The sequence below is a fragment of the Desulfotalea psychrophila LSv54 genome, assembly GCF_000025945.1.
Taxonomy (GTDB): Bacteria; Desulfobacterota; Desulfobulbia; order Desulfobulbales; family Desulfocapsaceae; genus Desulfotalea; species Desulfotalea psychrophila.
Window position 1 is genome coordinate 1164774 of record NC_006138.1, and the last position, 14457, is coordinate 1179230.

Annotated in this window: 15 protein-coding genes and 1 tRNA gene; 4 read left to right on the plus strand and 12 right to left on the minus strand. The window is 47.9% G+C overall.

The annotated features are described in order from the left end of the window. Positions 1 to 63: 63 nt before the first annotated feature. Positions 64 to 477, minus strand: a complete 414-nt coding sequence (locus tag DP_RS05170; RefSeq protein WP_011188269.1) for a lysozyme inhibitor LprI family protein — start codon at positions 475 to 477, stop codon at positions 64 to 66. Positions 478 to 819: 342 nt separating this feature from the next. Between DP_RS05170 and DP_RS05175 the strand changes: the two genes are divergently transcribed. Then, entirely contained in the window at positions 820 to 1614 is a 795-nt protein-coding gene (locus DP_RS05175) for an enoyl-ACP reductase FabI (RefSeq protein ID WP_011188270.1), read from the plus strand. Between the two features lie 77 nt (positions 1615 to 1691). On the opposite strand, the gene DP_RS05180 is transcribed toward DP_RS05175, so the two are convergent. The 4 genes from DP_RS05180 to DP_RS05195 all read right to left on the minus strand — a co-directional run bounded on the left by DP_RS05180 (position 1692) and on the right by DP_RS05195 (position 4653). Further along, positions 1692 to 2357, minus strand: coding sequence for an amino acid ABC transporter permease (locus DP_RS05180; protein ID WP_011188271.1), 666 nt, complete (start codon positions 2355 to 2357; stop codon positions 1692 to 1694). A gap of 6 nt (positions 2358 to 2363) precedes the next feature. Then, positions 2364 to 3119, minus strand: a complete 756-nt coding sequence (locus DP_RS05185; RefSeq protein ID WP_041277652.1) for an amino acid ABC transporter ATP-binding protein — start codon at positions 3117 to 3119, stop codon at positions 2364 to 2366. 16 nt (positions 3120 to 3135) lie between these two features. Beyond that, positions 3136 to 3807 (minus strand): amino acid ABC transporter permease, encoded by a 672-nt coding sequence (locus DP_RS05190; RefSeq protein ID WP_041277653.1) that lies wholly within the window; start codon positions 3805 to 3807, stop codon positions 3136 to 3138. A gap of 93 nt (positions 3808 to 3900) precedes the next feature. Next, positions 3901 to 4653, minus strand: a complete 753-nt coding sequence (locus DP_RS05195; RefSeq protein ID WP_041277654.1) for an ABC transporter substrate-binding protein — start codon at positions 4651 to 4653, stop codon at positions 3901 to 3903. A 274-nt stretch (positions 4654 to 4927) separates the two neighbouring features. Here DP_RS05195 and DP_RS05200 point away from each other — a divergent pair, with 274 nt between their 5' ends. Beyond that, positions 4928 to 5551 (plus strand): LysE family translocator, encoded by a 624-nt coding sequence (locus DP_RS05200; protein WP_011188275.1) that lies wholly within the window; start codon positions 4928 to 4930, stop codon positions 5549 to 5551. Between the two features lie 217 nt (positions 5552 to 5768). Here DP_RS05200 and DP_RS05205 read toward each other — a convergent pair whose 3' ends face one another. Both DP_RS05205 and DP_RS05210 read right to left on the minus strand, forming a co-directional pair. Then, positions 5769 to 7091, minus strand: coding sequence for a replication-associated recombination protein A (locus tag DP_RS05205; protein WP_011188276.1), 1323 nt, complete (start codon positions 7089 to 7091; stop codon positions 5769 to 5771). A 77-nt stretch (positions 7092 to 7168) separates the two neighbouring features. Then, positions 7169 to 7245 (minus strand) — tRNA-Arg (locus DP_RS05210). Positions 7246 to 7922: 677 nt separating this feature from the next. Between DP_RS05210 and DP_RS05215 the strand changes: the two genes are divergently transcribed. Both DP_RS05215 and DP_RS05220 read left to right on the plus strand, forming a co-directional pair. Continuing rightward, positions 7923 to 9107 carry an iron-containing alcohol dehydrogenase gene (locus DP_RS05215; RefSeq protein ID WP_011188277.1) on the plus strand — a complete coding sequence of 395 codons (1185 nt, stop codon included), beginning with the start codon at positions 7923 to 7925 and terminating at the stop codon, positions 9105 to 9107. 230 nt (positions 9108 to 9337) lie between these two features. Next, on the plus strand, positions 9338 to 10360 hold the full coding sequence (locus DP_RS05220; RefSeq protein WP_041278387.1) for a phosphagen kinase: 1023 nt from the start codon (positions 9338 to 9340) through the stop codon (positions 10358 to 10360). A 158-nt stretch (positions 10361 to 10518) separates the two neighbouring features. Here the strand turns inward: DP_RS05220 and DP_RS05225 are convergent, their stop codons facing one another. The 5 genes from DP_RS05225 to DP_RS05245 all read right to left on the minus strand — a co-directional run bounded on the left by DP_RS05225 (position 10519) and on the right by DP_RS05245 (position 14422). After that, entirely contained in the window at positions 10519 to 10755 is a 237-nt protein-coding gene (locus DP_RS05225) for an SHOCT domain-containing protein (RefSeq protein ID WP_041277655.1), read from the minus strand. A 211-nt stretch (positions 10756 to 10966) separates the two neighbouring features. After that, on the minus strand, positions 10967 to 11158 hold the full coding sequence (locus tag DP_RS05230; protein WP_041277656.1) for a hypothetical protein: 192 nt from the start codon (positions 11156 to 11158) through the stop codon (positions 10967 to 10969). An 11-nt stretch (positions 11159 to 11169) separates the two neighbouring features. Continuing rightward, positions 11170 to 11331, minus strand: coding sequence for a YqaE/Pmp3 family membrane protein (locus tag DP_RS17355; protein ID WP_041277657.1), 162 nt, complete (start codon positions 11329 to 11331; stop codon positions 11170 to 11172). A 261-nt stretch (positions 11332 to 11592) separates the two neighbouring features. Further along, complete coding sequence (locus DP_RS05240; protein WP_011188283.1) at positions 11593 to 12957, minus strand: sigma-54-dependent transcriptional regulator; 1365 nt, start codon at positions 12955 to 12957, stop codon at positions 11593 to 11595. After that, complete coding sequence (locus tag DP_RS05245) at positions 12947 to 14422, minus strand: sensor histidine kinase (protein ID WP_011188284.1); 1476 nt, start codon at positions 14420 to 14422, stop codon at positions 12947 to 12949. The genes DP_RS05240 and DP_RS05245 overlap by 11 nt, the downstream gene beginning before the upstream one ends. Positions 14423 to 14457: the final 35 nt, after the last annotated feature.

A 14457-nucleotide genomic window follows, 5' to 3' on the forward strand; every position in this document is an offset into this window, starting at 1 on the left:
GGTAGGTTGTTTGAGGGCTCTCTGTTCTGCCCATGCTGGCCTGCCATTCTTGAGATTGATCACTTAGGGTGAGATTCTATACTCATGCATCTGCTTGAGCTCTGCTATTCGTACCTTTTGCTCCTGGATAACGCAGTCTCCATAGGCAAGACCTTTGTGGCTGCCGCCACGATAGGAATCTGCCAAGAAAATGCATTTGGTGCAGATCTGCTTTTCCCAAGCTGTTTGGTTGCTTTTAAGGAGGGTGATGGCCTGTTGGTCGAGGTCACGGTTGATCTTGATCACTACCTCATCGATTCTGGAATCAAGGCTATGCATGGCCTCGGCGGCCCTTGCTTGCATGCTGTAATTATCCTCTGCGCCATCAATAAAGTTTTGCCAGTCCTGTTTTTCAGCGGGTGGAACTGTGATAAGCTCTTCAGCTTGGGCAGGAAGGGCAAATAAGAGGAAGATGCAGAGGAGAATTCTTTTTTTCATGGGAAATCCATTTTAAATTAGAGATAGTTGTGACTTCTTTGTACTGTATAAGGTGAATTAAGGCAAATTTTGCCTGTTCAGTAGAGGGGATAGGGCCTCCGTGGGGAAGCTTGTGTCTGGCTGTCTCTTCTATCTATCTGCATGTTTTTTTGTTCTAAGAGTTCCATCTTGGGCGAACAATATTGCAAAAAAGTGGAATGTATTCTATTTTGTGGTGCAGACATGCTGCTTTGTTCGTTTCTGCTTTTGCCTCTTGAGAATAATTACGCCAAGTATAATTTGTAACACTCGTGTAAAAGTAGCAGGGCAAACTTTTATATAAAAAATATTAAGGGAAAATTAATGGGTATTTTAACAGGTAAGAAAATATTGATTGCGGGTATTGCAAGTGAGAGATCTATTGCAACTGGTATTGCGGATGCAATGTATCAACAGGGTGCGGAACTTGCCTTTACATACCTTAATGAAAAGTTGAAAAGCCGTGTGGAAAAAGTGGCGGAGCGTTGTGGCTCTACCCTGCTCTACCCCTGTGATGTTGCCTCCGATGAACAGATAAAGGATCTTTTTACCGATCTTGCTCAGGAGTGGCCAAAGTTTGATGGCTTTGTTCATGCAATCGGTTTTGCCCCTAAGGAGACCCTCGTCGGTGACTATGTGAATGCGGTTACCCGTGAAGGGTTTCAGGTAGCCCATGACATCAGCTCTTATAGCTTTGTTGCCATGGCTAAGGAGGCTCGTCCCTATCTTAATGAAAAATCTTCTCTGATAACTCTGACCTATCTTGGCGCTGAGCGGGCTTTGCCAAATTATAATGTCATGGGGCTTGCCAAGGCATCTCTGGAGGCCAATGTACGTTATATGGCTGCTAGCCTTGGCCGTGAGGATATTCGTGTCAATGCCATTTCAGCAGGGCCTATTCGTACCCTTGCTGCCGCGGGCATCTCAAATTTTCGTAAGATGCTGACTCAGTTCGAACGGGCAGCTGCTATCAAGCGTTGTGTAACCATTGAAGAGGTCGGTGGTAGCGCGGCCTTTCTGGCAAGTGATTTGGCTGCAGCGGTGACCGGTCAGGTCCTGCATGTTGATAATGGCTTTTCCATTACCACAATGCCAGGTACGGAGACAGAGGAGGAGTAGGTAGTCCTCTTTATAGAATAAAAAAAGCCCGTTAGAGTCTGACTCTAACGGGCTTTTTTTTTATCTGTTGGTAGGCTTTATTTGACAATGCCAAAACCGGGGATTTCAAGCCGTTTTTCCACCCTCTTTAGAATGTAGCTGGCGATGGTGACCAGGATAAGATAGTAGCAGGCGACAACGGTGAAGGCCTCGGTGAAGCGAAAGGTTTGGGATGCTATAGCCCGGGCTTCACCGGTGAGCTCAATACAGCTGACAATATAAGCAAGAGAAGAGTATTTTATCAGGTAGATAACCTCATTGCCGCATCCTGGTAGGGCCTTGCGAAAGGCTTGGGGAATGACGATCCAGACAATGGTTTGTACCTTGCTCATGCCAAGTGCTGCTCCAGCCTTAAGCTGGCCGCTTTTGATTGCTTGCAGTGCGCCCCTGATATATTCAGAATTGTAGGCGGAACTACAGAGAATAAATCCAATGACTGCGGCACCATAGGCGTCTAGATAGATGCCGATATTGGGTAGGCCGTAATAGAGGATAAAGAGCTGGACCATAAGCGGAACACCCCGAAAAACAGAGGCGTAAATATTGAAAAGACGTCGAACCGGGGCATTGCCGAAGACCCGGAGGGTGCCAATGACAACGCCGCCCAGCAGGCCGAAGATAGCCGAGGGGACGATGAGCATTACGCTGGTAATGAGTCCACGGTTGAGGGCGGGAATAAGTTCCTGGCTATAAAAGGGATCCATATTCAGTTATTCCTCGTCGATAGACATTTCAAGGCGTGCACAGAAATCACCTGTTCTCGTCTTGCTTCCCTCCCTCAGGAGTTCTGCAGGGCTTCCCTGCTCGATAATTTCGCCATCCTGCATAAATACGATCTCATGGGCAAGGGCGCGGGCAAAGTCCATCTGATGGGTGGCCATGACCATGGTAAGTCCTGCCTTGGTCAGATCTCGAATAACTGAGAGTACCTCGCCTACCAGCTCAGGATCAAGGGCAGAGGTGGGTTCGTCAAGGAGGAGGACGGTGGGGTCCATTGCCAGGGCTCGGGCGATGGCCACTCGTTGTTTTTGGCCTCCGGAGAGTTCTGCCGGGTAGAGATCTCCCTTCTCTTCCAGACCGACCCTTGTTAGTTCTGCCATGGCTCGGATATTGGCCTCGCTTTTTTTCATTCCCTTAACCTTGCGTAGGGCAATGGCAACATTATCTATGGCGTTGAGATGGTCAAATAGATTGAAATCCTGAAAGATCATTCCCACCTGTTGACGGTAGGCATAGAGTTCTTTTTTGTTGTCAACATCAACGACTTTGCCATGGAGCTCAAGCTTGCCGCTATCGTAGGGGATGAGGTAATTGAGGGTCTGGAGAAAGGTTGATTTACCGGCACCGGAGGGGCCGATAAGTACCTTAAGAGAGCCCTTGGGCATATTCAGAGATACATTTTTGAGTATGGGGTTGCCACCTAGAGTAACATTTATGTTACGGGCAAAGAGTACTGGGCTTGTCATAATATTGTGATGCCTTTTACGCTGTGTAGCCAGGAATATGTAGCTTCTTTTCAAGTCTGGCGAGTACTTTTACGCCGATAACGGTGATGATAAGGTAAAGAAGACCGACAAAAATAAAAAGAGTTAAATGTTCATAGGTTCGGGAGGCGACAAAGTGGGTGCGGGTAAACATATCCATGGCACCAACCACATAGGCAAGTGCCGAATCTTTTAATATGATTGAATATTCATTTGACCAAGCAGGGATGGAGACTCGCATAGCCTGAGGCAGGACAATGGAACAGATGGCCTGGGGCCGATTCATGCCCAGTGCCTCTGCTGCCCGGATCTGGCCATGGGGAAGGGAGAGAATAGCACCTTTGAAAATTTGGGATTGGTAGGCGGCGCTTGTCATTCCCAGCACCAAGGCTGTGGTGGTGAGGGCTGAAAGGTTTAAACCCAGTAGCTCAAACACTCCGAAGTAAAACAAGAACATCAGGATAAGAATTGGTACCCCGCGAAAGAACCATACGTATAAACTAATGAAATAACGAACGGGGCGGGGGCCATAGACCTGGCCTAGGGCAAAGGGGATTCCCAGAGCAAGGCCCAAGCACATGGCGCCTCCAACAATAATGAGAGTGACGCCTGCCCCTTGAAGGATATACGGTAGGGCATCAAGAACAACGGATAATTTTTGCAGTAACATTTTCCAATCTCCCAACGAAAAAAGAGCGGTGTGTACAGGGTAGACACCGCTCTTTGTGTATCTTCGTTTATTGCTAAAAGCAGTTGTGTCTAATTATTTAGAAGCAAAGTACTTTTGTTTAAGCTGCTCATAGTATGGATCAGCCATGAGATCTTTCAAGCCTTGGTTGATGATTTTTAAGAGTTCTTTGTCATCGTAGCGGACGGCAACACCAAAGTCTTCGTGCTCACCGATGTTTCCTGCAATCTTAACAGGTACACCCTTGGAAATTGCATCGTGGGCAGGAGTCATGTTCATCTCACCTGCAAGAAGTCGACCGTTGAGTACTTCAGATATGATCTGTGGGGAGGAGTCGTATTGGCGTAATTGAAGTCCCCAACCTTGAGCCTTATTTTCTTTGTCGAGCCATTTGCCGTCGCTGGTTCCTGTTTGATACCCTACACGGCCCTTAGATGCAAGGATAGAATCGGTGGTGAGCTGACTATCTTTCTTGACTACAAAGACATTTTTTACAGACCAGTAAATGTCGGAGAAGTTAACCTGTGCTTTGCGTTCCGGGGTGATGGTCATGCCGGACATAACGGTGTCAATTTTTTTAGAAGCAACGGCCTGGACAATGGTGGACCACTCCATGGGCTTATGTATAACCTCAAAATCCATGTGTTTGGCAATCCAGTTCATGCTGTCAACGTCAAAGCCTGCAGGTACACCGTTTTTGTCTACATAGGCAAAGGGGGGATAGTTCGCATCAATGCCGTTGACGACGGTACGGGCAAGGGCGCTGGTGCTGAGGCTGAAGCTGAGGGCTAAGGTAACAATGAGACCTGTGATCAATTTTTTAGACATGCTAACTCCTGGCAAAAAGTTGTTAGGTTTTTCTCGGTGAGGGGCCGGAACTTAGTCGTTTGGTAAACGATTAAGCAATAATCTTGTTCAAAAGAGAAAATAATTAGCAAAAGTTTACAAATTTATCAAGCAAAGAGAGGAGACCTGTACAGAATTGTCTGCAAAAAAGAGAGAAAGTGCTGTTAAAAATTTTGTTGCTGGATTATTAAATAAAGTATTGTTCTGATTATTTGTAGATATACAATTTTTTTGTTTTTTTCTTGGGTGTGACGCTATGAATCTTTCTCTTCTTTCCCTCTTTGTTCCTACCTTTATCATTGTCTCGGCAACCCCTGGGATGTGTATGACTCTCTCCATGACTCTGGGGATGACCATTGGCGTTCGCCGCACCCTGTGGATGATGGCGGGGGAGTTGGTGGGGGTTGGACTGGTGGCCATTGCGGCTGTTGTGGGCGTTGCCTCGATAATGCTTCGCTATCCTTCTGTCTTTATGGTTTTGAAGTATATTGGCGCCACCTACCTCTGCTGGCTCGGTATTCAGCTCTGGCGGAGTTGTGGGCGGATGGCCGTTCATGAGTTTGGCGATGGGGGACAGGCTAGTTCCGGACGAAAAGAGCTGGTGGTTCAGGGCTTTGTCACAGCCGTTGCCAATCCTAAGGGTTGGGCCTTTTTTGTCTCTCTCTTGCCGCCCTTTATCGATGCCAGCCAGCCTCTTACGCTTCAGCTGAGTATGCTTGTCTCTTTTATTCTGATCATTGAGTTCTGCTTTCTCCTCTTCTATGCTCAGGGCGGTAAGACCCTGCGCAAGTTTTTGCAGAAGAGGGGCAATGTGCAACGGATTAACCGTCTTGCCGGAGTGATGATGGTGGCTGTTGGCTTCTGGCTGGCCCTGGGCTAGTACAGTATAACAGTTAACCACAGAGAGCACTGAGGACACAGAGGGAATTAATTAAAAAGCAACAGCGAAGCGTAGCGAAGTGGCGAAAAGCGAAAAACGGTTAATCAGATAGAGGAAAAAATTGTAGCCGCTCTTACTCGCTAACTAATTTTATCTCATACAAAAACTCCGTGTTCTCTGTGCTTCTGTGGTTTTTTAAAAAAAGTCCGACAGACTCCTAGGGCTTTTTCTTGAGTTGTTCTGCCTTCAGTGCCTGCCACCAGTCCAGGCGTTTCTGGATATCTTTTTCAAAGCCGAAGGATGAGGGCTTGTAGTACTCCTGTTCCTCCATTTCCTCTGGGAAGTATCGTTGGTAGCTGTAGCTGTTTTCGTAGTCGTGGGAGTAGCGGTAGTTCTTCTTGTATCCCAGTTCAGCCATAAGTCTGGTGGGGGCGTTGCAGATATCCAGAGGCACCTTGTGTTGTCCGGTTTTCAGGGCATCTTCCCGAGCCTGGAGGTAGGCAATTTCAACCCGGTTGCTCTTTGGGGCGGTGGCCAGATAGATAACCAGTTGGGTCATGACCGTATTGGCCTCCGGCATGCCCAAGAAGTGGACTGCATCTTTGCAGGCCACGGCTTGAACAAGTGCCTGTGGGTCGGCAAGGCCAACATCTTCCGTGGCGATTCGAACCAGCCTGCGGGTGATATACATGGGGTCTTCCCCCGACTCTAACATTCGGGCCAGCCAGTATATTGCCGCCTGTGGGTCACTGCCACGGATGGATTTCTGTAGGGCGGAGATGAGGTTGAAGTGCTCCTCTCCCCGTTTATCGTAAAAGAGTGATCGCTGCGAGATTGCCTGTATCGCCTTTTCTATGTCAATACTGTCTCCCGTCGCTCCGCTCCTGGCAACTGTTTCCAAGTGGTTGAGGGCCTTGCGTCCGTCTCCTCCGGATTTTTCGGCAAGCATTGTTAGGGCCTGATCGCTTATATGAATCTCTCTGGGGATCTCTTTTAGGGCTCTGGTCATGATGGATTTTATATCTTCAATAGAGAGTGGCTGAAGGGTGAAGACATGGCAGCGGGAGAGAAGGGCGGAGATTACCTCAAAGGAGGGGTTTTCTGTGGTCGCCCCTAAAAGAACAATGGCACCTGATTCCACATAGGGAAGAAAGGCATCCTGTTGTGATTTGTTAAAGCGGTGAATTTCATCGACAAAGACCAGAGTCTTTTGCCCTTCTGCCTGTAGGCGAAAGCGGGCCTGTTCCATCAGGGCCTTTACCTCGGCAATTTTAGTAAGGACGGCACTGAGAGAGGCGAAGATATGTTTGGTGTGGGTTTCGATGAAGCGGGCGATGGTGGTCTTGCCGGTGCCGGGAGGGCCCCAGAGAATGAAGGATGAGTAGTCATCCTGCTCTATCATGGAACGTAGGATAGAACCTTTTTCCAGTAGCTTGTTCTGGCCATGGATCTCTTCAAGTTTCTGTGGACGGGCGCGTTCTGCGAGGGGGGCCTTGGTTGATGCGGGTATAGAATCAACCAGGCTGAACTGTTTTGACATGGCGCAAACCTCCTGTAGTGTACAGCAGAAACAGCAATGCCCAGTATGAAAACATACTGGGCATTGCGGATAATTTCTGGTGCACCCGAAGGGATTCGAACCCCTGACACCCAGGTTCGAAGCCTGGTGCTCTATCCAGCTGAGCTACGAGTGCACAACGTGCACAATAAATACCATGTTATTTTCTTTCGGTCAAGGATAAAGGTTGAGCTTAAGTTCTGGTTGCGTCCGGGGCATAACTCAAAGAAATTCTATGAAAAATATATGGGTTGAGTCTTCTCTTTTATCCTGGCGATTTTCTGGGGCAAACGCATGGGCAAGGGACTGCCTTCTGGGGTGCCTCTTACGCTTTTGTCGTTTTTTTAGGGTAGAAATTTTATACGGGCGTATTTTATGTGGCCTTGAGGCTAATAAAATCAAATTTTAACAGTATGTTTATCTGTGCTTCCGGGGCTGGGTCGAGGGGCTGGGGCGATAGTTTTCTTGCGCAAACAAGATAAAGATGCTATTTTAAAATGTTTAACTTTTTCTTCTTACTCTGTTCTGAGTAGATTACTCACTTTTAGACTGACACGTCTAGTAGCTGATGGCTCTTTGCCTCTGCTTTGAGTGTAATCGTGCGGATGTGAATATGGCATTGCCTCTGAGGGGTCCATTAAAGTAGCTTACTATCCTGAGACCAGACTCCTCTTCTTCTGCCCTGTCTTGCAGATGATTCTCTTGACCCTATAGGAACCTTGCTAGAAAAGAAACATTATGCCTTAAGGCATTGAATTTATAATTTGTTATATTGTATTTATATTAATTTTTATTTTTGAAGGACGAGAGATAATGTGTAATCAGACGACAAAGCCTGTTGAGTTTATTATGCCACCGATAACGGTTATAGGTTCAGGAGCAATCAGAGAGTTACCGGAACGACTTGTTGCAATTCAGGGAACAAAGCCCCTGGTTGTTACTGATAAGGGGATGACTGCTCTTGGCGTTACTGCAACCATCGTAGGTATATTAGAAAAGGCTGGCATGGCCTGTGCTGTTTATGATGAGACTGTGCCCAACCCAACCGATAAAAATGTTGAAGCTGGTCTTGCCGCATATGTGGCCCATGGTTGTGACTCTATTATTACCCTTGGTGGTGGTAGTGCCCATGATTGTGGTAAGGGTATTGGCCTGGTGGCAACCAACGGTGGCAGAATTCATGACTATGAAGGTGTCAATAAATCTCATGCTCGTATGCCGAGTTTTATTGCGATTAACACCACAGCAGGAACTGCCTCGGAGATGACTCGTTTCTGTATCATCACCGACAGTGTGCGTAAGGTGAAGATGACAATTGTCGATCGTCGTGTAACTCCTCGCCTTGCCATGGATGATCCTGATCTGATGTTGGGCCTTCCTCCCGGTCTTACCGCTGCAACCGGTCTTGACGCCCTGACTCACGCTATTGAAGCATTTGTCTCCACCGATGCTACCCATATGACCGATGCCAATGCTGAAAAGGCAATTAAGTTGATTGCCAAGTATCTGCGTCGTGCCGTGGGGAATGGTCGCAATGTTGAGGCTCGTGAGGCGATGTGTTATGCCCAGTATCAGGCGGGGATGGCCTTTAATAACGCAGGGCTTGGCTATGTGCATGCCATGGCCCATCAGCTTGGCGGTTATCTCAATTTACCCCATGGTGAGTGTAACGCAATCCTTCTGCCCTATGTCTGTGAGTTCAATATGATTGCCTGTATGGATCGTTTTGCCGAGATGGCAGACCTCCTTGGGGTCAAAGAGGGGGCCCGCACTCAGAGGGAGATGGCTCTTAATGTAATTAAGGCGATCAGGGATCTGATGGATGATGTGGCTATTCCACCAAGCCTTACCGCTCTGGCAGCTAAGTATGGTAAGACAGTCAATCCGGAAGATTTTGTTATGATGGCCGAAAATGCCATGAAGGATGCCTGTGCTGCCACCAATCCGCGGCGGATGAGCATGGAAAATATTATTGCCATCTACCAGGCCGTTCTCTAGGGTTCTAGGCTGGAGTATCGGTTGTTATGCTTTTAAGAAAAGAGCCCCCGAAGCCTTTAAGGTTCGGGGGCTCTTTTTGTTATGCTCTCTTGCCCTGCCAGTCGGTATTTCCTTAGGGCTGGGTATTGCCGTTGAGATATGGTAATTTACCTTTTAAATTTCTAACCGTGCCGGAATTACCCTGTTTTTCTGGTGCTCTCATAAAGTCTTATCTAATCGGGTGCCTCTCCTTGAAATCCAATCCATTTCCTGAAAACGCCGCAGGCCTTGCCAAAAAATACCTCAGCCCGGAGATCTTGCAGGCGCTCAAAGGTGAAACAACGGACAGTGGCTTTACCCTGGCCATGGCCATCCGCTCCGGAGTGCTTAATCCGGATAGTTCCATTGGCATATATGCGGGCGATGCCCAATCTTATCGGACATTCGCAGCGATTTTACATCCCATCATTGAGGAATACCATGGGGTTTCTGGGGAGGTGCGTCAGGAGTCTGATCTGGCCGCAGTAACTCTTGCGAACCTTGACCCCGAGGGCAGATATATTCGCTCCAGCCGGGTACGGGTGGCCAGAAACCTCAGGGGCTTTCCCTTTACCAACCATCTTAAGCTGGAGGAGAGAAGACGGTTGGAGGAGAAGATTGTAGCGGCCCTCTCCGTTCTTGCAGATGATCTCAGGGGGGAGTATCACTCCTTTGAACTGCTTGGGGCGGAGAAGATGGCCGCGCTCAGGGCTGAGAAGCTCATCTTTTCTAAGGGGGACAGGTTTCAGGAGGCGGCTGGCTTTAATGCCGATTTTCCAAAATCGAGGGGGATTTTCTTTTCAGCGGATAAGGGCCTTAGGATATGGCTGGGGGAAGAGGATCATATGCGTATTATCAGCCAAGAGGGATCGGCTGATCTGGCCGCAGTCTTCAACCGTCTTGGTCGGGCTCTTACGACTCTTGAGGCGAGCCTGGACTTTGTTCGGGATGAGAGCTATGGCTACTTGAGCTCCTGTCCCACCAATATTGGTACCACCATGAGGGCCGGCGTCCATATTTATCTGGAAAAGCTTAACTGTAACCGGCAGCTACTTGATGCTCTCACCGAAAAACATGATTTGCAGATTCGGGGCACAGGCGGTGAGAAGACCGAGGTGGATGGTGCCGTCTTTGATATTAGCAATAGAAGGCGTCTGGGCATCTCCGAACGACAGATTATCACTGGCCTCCATGCCGGCCTGCAGGAGATCATCGAAGCGGAAAAATCCCTCTGATTCTAAGGCAGGTCCAGAAACGAAGAAAGTGGCTTATAGCAAGATGCTGTGAGTCCTTTTGAAATTGTGGTGTGGGCGTGGACGGGAGGTTGTGTGGCGGCTTGTCGAAGCCATAGAAAGACTTTTGTTGAGCGGCCCTGTTCAGCCATTATCTGCCCTTATTGGAGAAGATCTTTTTTTATCTGTGCAAATTCTTCTTTGCTTATCTCTCCTCTGGCGTATCGTTTTTTCAGGATATCGAGGGCAGACTCTGGACCCTGCGCATGATCGGAGTCAGACCATGGTCCTCTGGCAGTTCCCCGGCCAAATATCAGGTAGATGACAACCAGTAGGGCAACAATCACAGAAATCGGAAACATCCACATTCCACCCATCCAAAAAAATTCCGGTCCCATTTTCACTCTCCTCTGTTTTTACATAGGGGCGATACATGGCATTGTACGCATGTTGGAATGGTATCACGGGGCCCTGGAAAAACAAAACTTAGGGCAAGGTCTAACTTGGGTGAGTAGAGCTCTTTTGGGAAGGGAAGGTGGCGATAGTTGTAGAGGGGCATCATGGGTACAGGTGAGCGGAAGAGGCTTGCCTCTTCCGCAAGGGCTGAGCCTATTCTGTGGCCTCGTGGATCTTTTCTTTTACTGAGCTGAAGATTGTGTCGATTTTTTTACCAGCTTGCTCTGCGTTAAAGGCCTTATCTATTTTTTTGCCTACTTTTTCTGCGCCGCCCTCTTGGTCACAGGCCGTGATTGAAAATGCTAAGGCCAGCAGGGCGATAAGCAGTATTGTCTTAATTTTCATCTCTTCTCTCCTTATTTGTTTTTTGCCACAACCCATACGGCATGGACAATCCCGGGGATATATCCGCATAGGGTTAAAATAATATTAATCCAGAAGTGTTTGCCGATACCAACCTGGAGAAAGGCGCCTAAGGGTGGCAGTATGATTGCGCATATGATTTTGATAAGTTCCATGGATGTATCCCTATGTCTCAAATGTGGTTAATGGCTGGGGCCTGTATTAGGCCTTTCGCCTATGAGCTCTGTTTGTAATAAATAGAGTGGACTGTGACAAGTGAAGTTTTTAGAGTTGTTTGGTAGGGGGGCGGGAAAAACGGGGACGAGCGGAAATTCAAAAGGAATTCAGGGGAAAATTCCATAAGTGCCTTGCCCATTGTGGTGGAGATGGTTGTGCAGGATTTGTCTGCCAGCCCGTTGGAATGTCAGGTTTACCGACTATCCCTGGCTTTCTTCATAGCGTTGCAACTTACGGTAGAGGGTTTTTCGGTCAAGCTGAAGAATTCGCGCGGCCAGGGTTCTGTTATTATCTGAAACTTTTAATACATGGGTAATATAGCGTCTCTCCATCTCTTCCATGGAGACAAGTTCCATGGGGTCCTGGTCTCCCAGAAGGATGCAGTCGCCCCGGAAATGCCGAATCTTTTCAGGAAGATCTTCTGGCATAAGTGTGTCAAAAGCAGTGAGCGCTACTGCGTGCTCGATGGCATTGCGCAGTTCTCGAACATTACCCGGCCAGGCGTAGCGCAGGAGTTTCCCGGCCACAGTATCGGAAAACCCTATAACCTTCTTCTCTTGCCGAGTGGCAAAGGCATCCATGAACTTCTTGGCCAGGAGCAAAATATCCGCTCCTCGTGAGCGCAGGGGGGGGAGTTCAATCTTGATAACATTGAGACGGTAGTAAAGGTCTTCTCGAAAAAGGCCATCCTCCACAGCCGACTCAAGATCACGATTGGTAGCGGCAATGATTCGTACATCAAAGGGAAGCTCTCTTTGCCCACCTACGGGCCGCACGCACCGCTCCTCAAGGGCCCGTAAAAGTTTAGGCTGAAGCTTCAACGGAATTTCACCCACCTCGTCGAGAAAAAGGGTGCCACCGTTTGCTGCCATAAAGAGGCCTGAATTATGGTTTTGGGCATCGGTAAAGGCACCTTTTTTATGTCCAAAGAGTTCACTTTCAAGAAGCTGGCCGGGCATAGCGGCACAGTTGATGGTGATCAGGGGATTGTCTCTGCGACGACTATGCGTATGCACAGCCTTGGCAGTAAGTTCTTTGCCTGAACCACTTTCCCCGCTAATAAGAAGTGATGCCTCTGAATCTGCAATGCGGGCAAGCTGAGAAAAGAGTTTTTCCATAACAGGGCTTTCGCCCATGAGGTTGTCAAAATGCTGTGGTTGCCCGATTTGATCACTGAGCTTTTTGACCCGGACCTTGAGTTCGCGATACTGTACAGCTCGCTCAAGACTCAGGGCCAGGATATCAATATCAAGGGGTTTGGTTACAAAGTCATAGGCACCTGAACGAATGGCTGATATAGCCGTATCCATACTACCGAAGGCGGTCATTATAATAACCGGTATATCCGGCGTATTGGCCACAACCTCTTTACAAATATCAAGACCATTGGCATCGGGGAGATTGATATCTGACAGAACCACGTCTGTTGTTTCAGGATTGATGGCAGCCAGCCCCTCCTGCCCTGAAATATAGGTGGAGACGGCAAAACCACGCCGACGCAAACCCATCGCCAGCATATCACACATATCCTGATCATCTTCTATGATGAGGATATTAGATTTCATCTATGGTCTCCTGCATGGGGAGGTAGACGGAAAAGCAGGAACCATTGTCTGCCTCGCTTTTTACATCAATCCAACCACCGTGTTCTTCAACCATGCCATGGGCAATGGAGAGTCCCAGTCCTGTACCGGTGCCTAAACCCTTGGTGGTAAAAAATGGAGTAAAAATATGGGCAAGATCGTCCTTGCTTATCCCTTCTCCCTCATCACGTATTCGTATCTTAAGATATTTTTGCTCTCTTCCATCCTCGTTTTCAAAGAGAGGTAGGATGGGATTGGTCAGACTAATATATATCTTGCCGCCGGATGGCATTGCCTGCACACTGTTCATAAGGAGGTTAATGAGGACCTGTTGGATTTGGGTAGCATCACAGTAGAGAGTACACTCACTTTTTTCCAGGCTATCGAGCTCAAAACTGACAGCCTGCTTGTTTCCCATGGGATGGAGAAGCTGAATGATCTGTTTGACCAGAAGACCCACATTGGTGTTTGAGGCTTTTTGTTTGGGGCATCTGGTGAATTCAAGCAGTTGACGTATAATTACCGCCATCCGCTCGGATTGACTCTTGATGATGGTTGCGCACTCCTTAATTTCTTGCGGATTCAGCTCTTCGCGTATAATCATTTTTGCCCGTCCATCCACAACATTGAGAGGTGTTCCCAGTTCATGGGCAATCTCTGCTGCCAGCAGGCCAAAGGTGGAGAGGCGTTCAGTATGTCGCAGTTGATCAAGGGTTCTCAGTCGGGCGTCATGTTCAAAGCCAATTTTTTCTTTGGCGATAAGAAGCCGTGAACACATATCATTCATAACTGTGCTCATCTTGGCAAATTCACCCTCTCCTACTATCTGTTCATAGGCAGTAATCTCACCGTTACCTATCCTGCGTGCCTGCGCCATGAGTTTGCCCAGTGGCATCCGTATGTTTCGATTAATAATGATATAGAGAATAATACCGGAAATCAGGGCAAAAAGTCCTGCCATAATAAGTGCATGGAGAAGAAGATTCCTGGAATAGTGCTGCAAAAAGAAGAGGGTTTGATTAAGTTCCAGTGCACCCTTTCGCCCTGGACTCACATCTACAGGAACATAGGTGTAACGATGAGTGGCACCATTTTTGTTTCGCATCTTCACCGAAACGATATTATCTGCAAGTAGGTTTTCGAGCTGGGCTTCTTTTTTGAGATTTGCCAGCGCATCTTCTGCAAGAGAATCAAACCATACCCAACGAATATCAATGCCACCTGCTTCACTGGCATCATGTATCAGCTCGATAGCTTTTTCTTCACCACTTTCACGCCACACATGAGAAATCATGCCGGAGATGCTTTTCCCATCCTGAATAGCACTGGTAATCATATCAGTCTCATATTGAGCAATCGCTGCCCGAAAGCGTAGGTAGCTATCTGCACCAATCAGGAGAAGTACGCCCAGGAAGATAGAGACAAAAAGTTGATAAAAGAGTTTCATAATGCCCTTGTAGGTTACTTATATCCTGAATTATC

Coding starts and splice junctions, on each gene's coding strand:
- DP_RS05170 (WP_011188269.1), bottom strand. CDS start 477: ATGAAAAAAAGAATTCTCCTCTGCATCTTCCTCTTATTTGCCCTTCCT.
- DP_RS05175 (WP_011188270.1), top strand. CDS start 820: ATGGGTATTTTAACAGGTAAGAAAATATTGATTGCGGGTATTGCAAGT.
- DP_RS05180 (WP_011188271.1), bottom strand. CDS start 2,357: ATGGATCCCTTTTATAGCCAGGAACTTATTCCCGCCCTCAACCGTGGA.
- DP_RS05185 (WP_041277652.1), bottom strand. CDS start 3,119: ATGACAAGCCCAGTACTCTTTGCCCGTAACATAAATGTTACTCTAGGT.
- DP_RS05190 (WP_041277653.1), bottom strand. CDS start 3,807: ATGTTACTGCAAAAATTATCCGTTGTTCTTGATGCCCTACCGTATATC.
- DP_RS05195 (WP_041277654.1), bottom strand. CDS start 4,653: ATGTCTAAAAAATTGATCACAGGTCTCATTGTTACCTTAGCCCTCAGC.
- DP_RS05200 (WP_011188275.1), top strand. CDS start 4,928: ATGAATCTTTCTCTTCTTTCCCTCTTTGTTCCTACCTTTATCATTGTC.
- DP_RS05205 (WP_011188276.1), bottom strand. CDS start 7,091: ATGTCAAAACAGTTCAGCCTGGTTGATTCTATACCCGCATCAACCAAG.
- DP_RS05215 (WP_011188277.1), top strand. CDS start 7,923: ATGTGTAATCAGACGACAAAGCCTGTTGAGTTTATTATGCCACCGATA.
- DP_RS05225 (WP_041277655.1), bottom strand. CDS start 10,755: ATGGGACCGGAATTTTTTTGGATGGGTGGAATGTGGATGTTTCCGATT.
- DP_RS05230 (WP_041277656.1), bottom strand. CDS start 11,158: ATGAAAATTAAGACAATACTGCTTATCGCCCTGCTGGCCTTAGCATTT.
- DP_RS17355 (WP_041277657.1), bottom strand. CDS start 11,331: ATGGAACTTATCAAAATCATATGCGCAATCATACTGCCACCCTTAGGC.
- DP_RS05240 (WP_011188283.1), bottom strand. CDS start 12,957: ATGAAATCTAATATCCTCATCATAGAAGATGATCAGGATATGTGTGAT.
- DP_RS05245 (WP_011188284.1), bottom strand. CDS start 14,422: ATGAAACTCTTTTATCAACTTTTTGTCTCTATCTTCCTGGGCGTACTT.